Source organism: Streptomyces roseus (assembly GCF_001044425.1).
In the GTDB taxonomy this organism is placed as follows: Bacteria; Actinomycetota; Actinomycetes; order Streptomycetales; family Streptomycetaceae; genus Streptomyces; species Streptomyces roseus.
Genome location: NZ_LFML01000067.1, coordinates 1 through 7,982, shown reverse-complemented (window position 1 = coordinate 7,982; position 7,982 = coordinate 1). Strand labels below are relative to the sequence as shown.

Genomic DNA, 7,982 nt, shown 5'->3' with positions numbered 1-7,982 from the left:
GCCGACCGCCGCGTCGTCGCCGCCGCCGCCGTCGTACCGCTACGCGTCCATTCCCGCGAGGACGAGCGGAAGCCGGGTGGCGCCGTCGGCCGTGACGGTCACCGGCACGCCCCAGTCCTGCTGGTGCACGTGGCAGGCCGGGTACTCGTTCGCCGGGTCGTCGTCGCAGGAGGCCGCCATCGCCGAGACGTGCAGCACGCCCTCGGTGACCTCCGGGTTCAGGGCCAGCTCCCGGAACAGGTCCGTCCCCGTCCCGTCACCCCCCACCAGCAGCTCCGGCGGGGTCGAGGACACCAGCAGCCGCGTCGACGGCCCGTAGCGGGTGTCCAGCTTCTGGCCCGCCGGCGCCTGGAACACCACGTCGAGCCGGAGCGTGCCCGGGGCCACCTCGGTCGCGGCGCGCTGGGTACGGTGCGCGACGGCGTCGACCCGTACCGCCTCCTCCGGCAGCCGCAGCCGGGTCAGCCGGTGGCGGGCGGACTCCACGACCACGATGTCCTCGCCGACCAGCAGCGCGTCGCTGGGCTCCCGCAGGTCCGTGGCGAGCGTGGAGACCTGGCCGGTCGCCGGGTCGAAGCGGCGCAGGGCGTGGTTGTACGTGTCGCACACCGCGACCGAGCCGTCCGGCAGGGCGGTCACCCCGAGCGGGTGCTGGAGCAGGGCCTGGGCGGCGTCGCCGTCCCGGTGGCCGAAGTCGAACAGGCCGGTGCCGACGGCGGTCCGCACGGCGTACCCGCCGGCCCCCTCGTCCGCACTTTCCACGTACCGCAGGGCGCTGTTCTCGGAGTCGGCGATCCACAGCCGGTCCCCGGCGGCCGCGAGCCCGGAGGGCTGCGCGAGCCAGGCCTCCAGCGCCGGCCCGTCGTGCAGGCCCTCGTTGGTCGTCCCGGCGGAGACGGCGACGGTCCCGGTCTGCGGGTCCCAGGTCCACAGCTGGTGCACGCCCGCCATGGCGATCCACACTTTGCCCTGCCACCAGGCGACGTCCCACGGAGAGGACAGGTCCACCTCCAGGGCCGGTCCGGAGGTCGGGGAGCCCTGCCACCACTGGCGGCCGGTTCCGGCGACGGTCTCGACCCCGCCGGTCGCCGGGTCGAAGCGGCGCAGCGCGTGGTTGACGGTGTCGGCGACGACGACGGAACCGTCGGGGAGCAGGGCCAGGCCCTGGGGCTCGCTGAAGGCGTCCGGCCCGAAGCCGCGCTCGCCGCTGCCGATGCGCCGCACCACGCTCTCGCCGTCGGGGGCCAGCTCCACGAGCTGGTGCCGCGTCGTGTCCGAGACGAGGAGGTTCCCGCTCGGCAGCAGGAGCGCCTTGCCGGGGAAGCGCAGGTCGGTGGCCACCGGCTCGGGCGCGACGTACGGCCCGTCCCCGCGGCGCAGCGTGCCCTTGGCCTCGTGCTCGGCTTCGAGCTCCTCCACGAGCCGCGCGATGGCGTGGGCGTGCCCCTCGCCGGCGTGCTGCGCGACGATGTACCCCTCGGGGTCGATGACGACGAGCGTCGGCCAGGCCCGGACGGCGTACTGCTTCCAGGTGGCCAGCTCGGGGTCGTCGAGGACGGGGTGGTGCACCTCGTACCGCTCGACGGCGTCGACGACGGCCGCGTGCTCGGCCTCGTGCACGAACTTCGGCGAGTGGACGCCGATGATCACGACGGTGTCGCGGTGCTTCTCCTCCAGCTCGCGCAGCTCGTCGAGGACGTGCAGGCAGTTGATGCAACAAAAGGTCCAAAAATCGAGGATCAATGTGCGACCTCGGAAGTCGGCGAGCTTCAGGTCCTTCCCGCCGGTGTTGATCCAGCCGCCCTTGCCGATCAGCTCGGGGGCACGGACACGGGCACGCTTGCGGGGTGCGGGCGCGGGGGTGGGCGCCGGGGCAGCATCGTTCATCCTTCAAGCTTGCCATCCGACCGTGAACGCCCGGGCACGGCCGTGTGACCGCGTGCGGCCGGCAAATGCCTCGACAGCGGGCTCGGTGGTTGGGGATGCTTCGCGGAATGACCACGATCAGCGACACGCCGCCCGCATGGGATGAGCGCACCCAGCTCACCACGTTCCTCGACTACGCACGTGACGTCGCCCGCGCCAAATGCGACGGCGTCTCCGCGGAGAACGCGCGCAAGGCGCTCCTGCCGGGTTCACCGCTGATGACCATGAGCGGAGTGATCAACCACCTCCGCTGGGTCGAGTACTACTGGTTCCAGGTGGTCTTCCTCGGCGAGGAGGACCTCGCCCCCATGACGGACGAGGACCCCGACCGCGAGATGCGCATCGCCGTCGACTTCCCGCTCACGCAGTTGCTCGACGAGTACGCCGAACAGAGCGCCCGCTACCGCGAACTGGTCGCCGGCAGCGACCTGGACAAGCAGGCCGCGGGAACCGTCCGCAACGGCCTGCGCGTCGACCTGCGCTGGATCCTCCTCCACCTCACCGAGGAGACGGCCCGCCACAACGGCCACCTGGACATCCTGCGCGAGCTGCTCGACGGCAGGACCGGCGACCGGCTCCGGTAGGGACGGTCCGCCGGGCCAGGACCGGGGCGGTCAGTCGAAGAGGGTGCTCAGGCGGGGGAGGCGGGTCGAGGTCTCCTTCCTGTCGTCGAAGTCGAAGTCCCAGGACGGGTCCAGCGCGGGGTAGCTGATCGTGAACGAGTCCGCCGGGAGCTCGCGGCCCGTGACCGACTCGTAGGCCGTCCAGGCGATCGACAGCGCCTCCTCGTCCCACAGCTCCAGCCCCTCCGCCGCCGCCTCCCGCACCGCCGGGTGGTCCGCGAGGGAGTCGGGGTCGGTCAGGGCGCGGGCGAAGGCCTCCTCGCCCTGGGTCAGGAGCCAGCCGCGGAAGTAGTCGAAGCCGTCGTCCGAGCAGCCGCCGTTGATCACGTACGCCGCGGCCCACAGGGGGCTGCGGTAGGACTCCGCCAGCAGGTCCCACAGCACCTGCTGGGCGGCGGCTATCTCGCCCTCGGGGCGGCGCGCCAGCAACTCCGAGGCGCGCGCCGCCACCTGGTGCGGCTCGGCGTCGGTGCGGGCGGCGTCGATCAGCTTCCAGAACGCTTGCTTGTCCATGGGGGAATCGTGGCACTCGCCTCTGACATCGGACGCGTCGTCAGACCGTGAGGAAGGAGTGGAGGGATCGCGTCAGAGCGGTGACGAAGGCCTCCTGCGCCGCCGGGGGGACCAGGTCCAAGGAGAGGTACGGGTTGAGGTCCTCCAGCTCGACGAGGAGGAGCTCGCCGGACGGCGCGCGGCAGGCGTCCACCCGCTGGATGCCGTGCGACAGCGTGTTCCATTCGATGAAGGCGCGGGCGAAGTCGAGGTCGGCCGCCGTGGCCTCGTACGGCTCCAGCTGCCAGCGGCGGGCCGGGTCCGGGGCGTGCAGGGCGTACTGGAAGGCGTCGTCGACGAAGTAGAAGGAGACCTCGTACGCGAAGTCGATGCGCGGCTGGATCAGGTTCACCCCGGCCGGGCCGCCGGGGTGCGCGGTGAAGGTCAGGCCTATGGAGTCGGCGCCCTGCTTGGGCTTGACCGCGTACGAGGGCGCCGCCGGCAGCAGCGCGAGGTCCGCGGGGTCGTCGATCGTGGGGATCACCGGGTAGCCGGCGGCCGTGAGGTCGAGGAGGTACTGCTTGCCGGCCATGTCGCCGCGGCCCGTGAGCGGGTTGTAGACGCGGGTGCCGGCGGCGCGGGCGACCGCGCGGAAGGCGTCGTAGGCCTCCTGGTAGTGCAGGACCGGCCCGCTGTTGCGGACGACCACGGCGTCGAAGTCCGCCATGACCGCCGCCGCGTCCAGCGGGTGGCACAGGGCGAGCGGGAAGTGCTCGCGCAGGCGGGAGGTGAGGAGGATGTCCTCGTCGCAGTAGCGGCGGCCGCGCGCCGGGTACGCCAGGTCGGTCACATAGAGCAGAGGCATGACCGCAACCTATCGCGGGCATCGATCCGGGCATGAAATACCTGGTTCGGGACAAAATGCTCACCATCGGTGACGACTACTGGATCGAGGACGAGGACGGGAGGCACGCCTTCCTCGTCGACGGCAAGGCACTGCGCGTCCGGGACACGCTGGAGCTGAAGGACCCGGACGGGCACATCCTGATCACGCTGCGGGAGAAGCTGTTCAGCCTGCGCGACGCGATGACCCTGGAGCGCGACGAACGCCGGCTCGCCGTGATCCGCCGCAAGCGCCTCTCGCTCCTGCGCAACCACTACCTGGTGACGCTGGCCGAGGGCACCGAACTGGACGTGAGCGGGCGGCTCCTGGACCGGGAGTTCAAGATCGAGTACGCGGGGGAGCTGCTCGCGCTGGTCTCCCGGCAGTGGTACCGGATCCGCGAGACGTACGCGGTGGACGTGATCCGGGAGGACGCGGACGCGGCGCTGCTGATCGCGGTCGCCGTGTGCGTCATCCGGATGGCGGAGAAGGAGCGGGAGGGCGGGGCCGGTCCCGATGGTGATGGCGGGCCGTGAGCTGGCCCTGGACGTAGGCGTCGGTGTCCGGCGTGTACGGGCCGCCGTGGTCGAGCAGGAGATCGGCGATGCGCTGCCATTCCGCGGCCCCGGCACGGACGGCGGGGTCGACGGTCTCCAGGTCGCCGGCGGCCGCGAGCACGGCCTCCAGGGCGGCCCGCGCCTTGTGGTGGGTCATTCCGGTGGCCCGGTCCCGCACGCGCCGGCGGGCCTCGATCTCCTCCGCGGCGGGTTCGTGCGGCTCTAGGGCGGCCTCCAGTACGGCCTCTGCCTCATCCGTCACGGCGCACCCGCCTCCTCGTCTTCCCTCGTCGTTCTTGGTGCGGACCGGAGTCGTCCGGCGCCGCCCGTTCCCTCCCCTCTGCCCGCGATCCCCGGCACCAATCGGAGGCGCCCCCCGGGCCTCCCGGGCAGACCCGAGGGGCCCGGCCCCCACGGGGCGTGCGGGCCCGACGGGCAGGCGGGGCCCCGGGGGTGACGGTCAGTGCAGCCGGCGGTCCTTGAGGGCCGGGAACTGCTCGCGGGTCTCGGCCACCTTCGCCGGATCCAGCTCGACGGTGATGACGTCCTCGCCGGTGCCCGCCTCGGCCAGGACCTCGCCCCACGGGTCCACGACCAGGCTGTGCCCGGCCTGCTCGACGCCCGCGTGCGTACCGGCCAGCCCGCAGGCGAGCACGTACGACTGGTCCTCGACGGCCCGTGCCCGGTTCAGCAGGGTCCAGTGGGCCCGGCGGCGGGCCGGCCAGCCCGCGGCCACGACCATCGTGGTGGCGCCGGCGTCGACCAGGCCCCGGAACAGCTCGGGGAAGCGCAGGTCGTAGCAGGTGGCGATGCCGAGGACCTGCTCCGGCAGGGCCACGGTGGTCAGGGACTCCCCGGCCGACATCAGGACGGCCTCGCCCTGGTCGAAGCCGAAGCGGTGGATCTTGCGGTACGTGGCGGCCAGCTCGCCGGCCGGGGAGAGGACGAGCGCGGTGTTGTAGAGGGAGCCGTCGCCCGCGCGCTCCACGACCGAGCCGGCGTGCAGCCAGACCCCGGCATCGCTCGCCGCCTTCGACATCGCCTCGTAGGTCGGGCCGTCCAGGGGCTCGGCCTCGGTCTCGAACTGCTCGTAGGCGAAGGCGCCGACCGTCCACAGTTCGGGCAGCACGACCAGGTCCGAGCCGGACTGCTCCCGTACGACATCGGCCACTCGGGCCCTGCGTGCGGCGACCGACTCCCCGTCGGACACCGCGATTTGGATCAGAGAGGCGCGCACAGTACCACCGTCCTGGCATTCAAGCCGTCAACTCGGGCCTACGATCGTCACACGAAAGCACTGCCGGGGTGCTCACCGGCAGCGTAGTTTTGAAGCAGTCCACACGCTTCCAGAAAACGCGCCACTGAACAGCACGCGAGGGGTCCCGTTGACCGTCCAGCCGCATCCCAGCCTCCAGCCCTATGCCGACGCGTGGACCCACTCCATCGAGGCGATATCCGAGCTGGTCCTCCCCCTGGCGGAGGGCGAGTGGAACCGGGCGACCCCCTGCCCCGGCTGGTCCGTCCGTGATGTGGTGTCACACATCATCGGCATCGAATGCGAGCAGCTGGGGGATCCGCGGCCGATCCACACCGTGGCGCGGGATCTTCGGCACGTGGTCGACGAGTTCAGCCGGTACATGGAGGTCCAGGTCGACGTCCGGCGCCACCACACCGCGCCCGAGATGACCTCGGAGCTCGAATACACGATCATCCGGCGGTCGCGGCAGCTGCGCAACGAGAAGCGGGATCCGGACACGATGGTGCGGGGGCCGCTGGGCGACCAGGTGACCCTGGAGCACGCGCTGCGGCTGCGGGCGTTCGACGTGTGGATCCACGAGCAGGACCTGCGCGCGGCGCTGGGCGCGCCGGGGAACTGGGACTCGCCGGGTGCGTTCGTGGCGCGGGACCTCCTGCTGGCCGGGCTGCCGAAGGTGGTCGCGAAGCTGGCCGGGGCGCCGGCGAACTCGGCGGTCGTGATCGACGTGCACGGGCCGGTGGAGTTCATGCGGACGGTACGCGTGGACGCGCAGGGGCGCGGAACGGTGGACGGGACGCCCTCGCTGGGCCCGGCCGTGACGCTGACGATGGACTGGGAGACGTACGTACGCCTCGCGGCCGGGCGGGTGCGCGCGGGGGCGGCCTCCGTGGCGGACCGGGTGAAGGTCGAGGGCGACGCCGAGCTGGCGGACGCGATCCTGGCCCACTTCGCGGTGACGCCGTAACACCGGGACGGCGAGACGCGGCGACCCCGACCCCGTGACGCCGTGACGCCGCGGCCCCGCGGCCCCGCGATCTCGTAGAAGCCGTGCACCGCGGCCTTCCGCCCGGCCCCCGCCCCGTCCGAGAACCGCTCCCACCGTTGTCACGTCCCTGTCATGGACGGGACGGGACCGCAGGGAGCAGGAGAAAGGGGGTTCCGGGGTGTGGTCAAGGATGTCGGCCGCCGCGGTACCGGCGTCGGAGCGGCTCGACTGGTTCACCGACGTGATCGCGCACGAGCTCGTGCCCCTGGCGATCCGCAGTGAGCGCGGCCGGGACTTCTGGGCCGAGGCGTCCGTCCTGGACCTCGGCGGCGCACAGGTGTCCTCGTTCGAGTTCAGCTCGCTGCACTCCCTGCGCACCGCCGCCCACGTGCGGAGCAGCGATCCCGAGCAGTACCAGCTCGGGCTCGTGACCACGGGATCCATGTCGCTCGCCCAGAACCGCAACGAATCGGGTCTGTTCAGCGGGGACATGGTGCTCTGGGACACCTCGCGGCCCATGGCCTCGGACGCCGTCCCGGACGCGGACGGGGGCCGGGTCCGGGCGATCGTCCTGTCCTTCCCCCGCGACGCGATGCCGCTGCGCGGCGCCCGGGTCGAACGGCTGCTGGCCCACCGGATCGCGGGCGGCCACGGCATGGGGGCGATCCTCGCCCAGTACATGCGCTCGCTGGCGGCGCACGCGGCCGACTGCGGGCCGGCGGAGCTGAACCGGCTGGGGACGGTCGCCCAGGACCTGGTCGGCGCCTGCCTGGCCGGACAGCTGGGCACGCAGGAGGAGCTCTCGCCCGAAGCCCGTACCCGCGCCCTGCTGGAGCGGATCGAGGCCTTCGTCCACCACAACCTCGGGGATCCGGATCTGACGCCGTCCGCCGTCGCCGCCCGGCACGGCATCTCGCTGCGCCACCTCCAGCAGCTGTTCCGCGACCGGGGCGAGACGGTGGCGGCCGGGATCCGGCGGCGCCGGCTGGAGCGGTGCCGGGCCGATCTCGCGGACCCGGGGCTCCTGACCACCCCCGTGCACACCGTGGCGAGACGCTGGGGATTCACCAACGCCTCCGTCTTCAGCCGGACGTTCCGGGAGGCGTACGGGACGAGCCCCACCGAGTTCCGGCACGGGGCGGTCCGGGAGGCCCTTGCGCGCAAGATCAACGAGCCTTGCGCGTGCGGCACATCCGGGGGTGCCGCGCGGCCGTAGGGTCGGCCGTGCCGCACCGGCGGGCTGGTACGGCGGGGACGG

9 protein-coding genes are annotated in these 7,982 nt (G+C 72.5%); 4 read left to right on the top strand and 5 right to left on the bottom strand.

Going from position 1 to position 7,982, the window contains the following annotated elements; genetic code table 11:
* Nucleotides 1-39 precede the first annotated feature (39 nt).
* On the bottom strand, nucleotides 40-1,887 hold the full coding sequence (locus tag ACS04_RS17195) for an NHL domain-containing thioredoxin family protein (protein WP_048477513.1): 1,848 nt from the start codon (nucleotides 1,885-1,887) through the stop codon (nucleotides 40-42).
* A 107-nt stretch (nucleotides 1,888-1,994) separates the two neighbouring features.
* On the opposite strand from ACS04_RS17195, the gene ACS04_RS17190 reads away from it, so the two are divergent.
* Nucleotides 1,995-2,510 (top strand): DinB family protein, encoded by a 516-nt coding sequence (locus tag ACS04_RS17190; RefSeq protein WP_048477512.1) that lies wholly within the window; start codon nucleotides 1,995-1,997, stop codon nucleotides 2,508-2,510.
* A gap of 30 nt (nucleotides 2,511-2,540) precedes the next feature.
* On the opposite strand, the gene ACS04_RS17185 is transcribed toward ACS04_RS17190, so the two are convergent.
* Together ACS04_RS17185 and ACS04_RS17180 are read right to left on the bottom strand one after the other, a co-directional pair.
* Nucleotides 2,541-3,062 (bottom strand): DUF4240 domain-containing protein, encoded by a 522-nt coding sequence (locus ACS04_RS17185; RefSeq protein ID WP_048477511.1) that lies wholly within the window; start codon nucleotides 3,060-3,062, stop codon nucleotides 2,541-2,543.
* Nucleotides 3,063-3,102: 40 nt separating this feature from the next.
* Nucleotides 3,103-3,906, bottom strand: coding sequence for an ATP-grasp domain-containing protein (locus ACS04_RS17180; protein ID WP_048477510.1), 804 nt, complete (start codon nucleotides 3,904-3,906; stop codon nucleotides 3,103-3,105).
* A gap of 32 nt (nucleotides 3,907-3,938) precedes the next feature.
* Between ACS04_RS17180 and ACS04_RS17175 the strand changes: the two genes are divergently transcribed.
* Nucleotides 3,939-4,460, top strand: a complete 522-nt coding sequence (locus tag ACS04_RS17175; protein ID WP_048477509.1) for an LURP-one-related/scramblase family protein — start codon at nucleotides 3,939-3,941, stop codon at nucleotides 4,458-4,460.
* Here ACS04_RS17175 and ACS04_RS17170 read toward each other — a convergent pair.
* Together ACS04_RS17170 and ACS04_RS17165 are read right to left on the bottom strand one after the other, a co-directional pair.
* A complete protein-coding gene (locus ACS04_RS17170) occupies nucleotides 4,396-4,743 on the bottom strand; it encodes a hypothetical protein (protein WP_048477508.1) in 348 nt (115 codons plus the stop codon). The genes ACS04_RS17175 and ACS04_RS17170 overlap by 65 nt on opposite strands.
* A gap of 198 nt (nucleotides 4,744-4,941) precedes the next feature.
* Nucleotides 4,942-5,718 (bottom strand): carbon-nitrogen family hydrolase, encoded by a 777-nt coding sequence (locus tag ACS04_RS17165; protein ID WP_048477507.1) that lies wholly within the window; start codon nucleotides 5,716-5,718, stop codon nucleotides 4,942-4,944.
* Nucleotides 5,719-5,866: 148 nt separating this feature from the next.
* Here ACS04_RS17165 and ACS04_RS17160 point away from each other — a divergent pair, with 148 nt between their 5' ends.
* Together ACS04_RS17160 and ACS04_RS17155 are read left to right on the top strand one after the other, a co-directional pair.
* Nucleotides 5,867-6,703, top strand: coding sequence for a maleylpyruvate isomerase family mycothiol-dependent enzyme (locus tag ACS04_RS17160; RefSeq protein WP_048477506.1), 837 nt, complete (start codon nucleotides 5,867-5,869; stop codon nucleotides 6,701-6,703).
* Nucleotides 6,704-6,914: 211 nt separating this feature from the next.
* Nucleotides 6,915-7,940 (top strand): AraC-like ligand-binding domain-containing protein, encoded by a 1,026-nt coding sequence (locus ACS04_RS17155; RefSeq protein WP_245236424.1) that lies wholly within the window; start codon nucleotides 6,915-6,917, stop codon nucleotides 7,938-7,940.
* Nucleotides 7,941-7,982: the final 42 nt, after the last annotated feature.

Excerpts from the sequence above, each read along its gene's own strand:
- ACS04_RS17195 (WP_048477513.1), bottom strand. The coding sequence starts at position 1,887 with ATGAACGATGCTGCCCCGGCGCCCACCCCCGCGCCCGCACCCCGCAAG.
- ACS04_RS17190 (WP_048477512.1), top strand. The coding sequence starts at position 1,995 with ATGACCACGATCAGCGACACGCCGCCCGCATGGGATGAGCGCACCCAG.
- ACS04_RS17185 (WP_048477511.1), bottom strand. The coding sequence starts at position 3,062 with ATGGACAAGCAAGCGTTCTGGAAGCTGATCGACGCCGCCCGCACCGAC.
- ACS04_RS17180 (WP_048477510.1), bottom strand. The coding sequence starts at position 3,906 with ATGCCTCTGCTCTATGTGACCGACCTGGCGTACCCGGCGCGCGGCCGC.
- ACS04_RS17175 (WP_048477509.1), top strand. The coding sequence starts at position 3,939 with ATGAAATACCTGGTTCGGGACAAAATGCTCACCATCGGTGACGACTAC.
- ACS04_RS17155 (WP_245236424.1), top strand. The coding sequence starts at position 6,915 with ATGTCGGCCGCCGCGGTACCGGCGTCGGAGCGGCTCGACTGGTTCACC.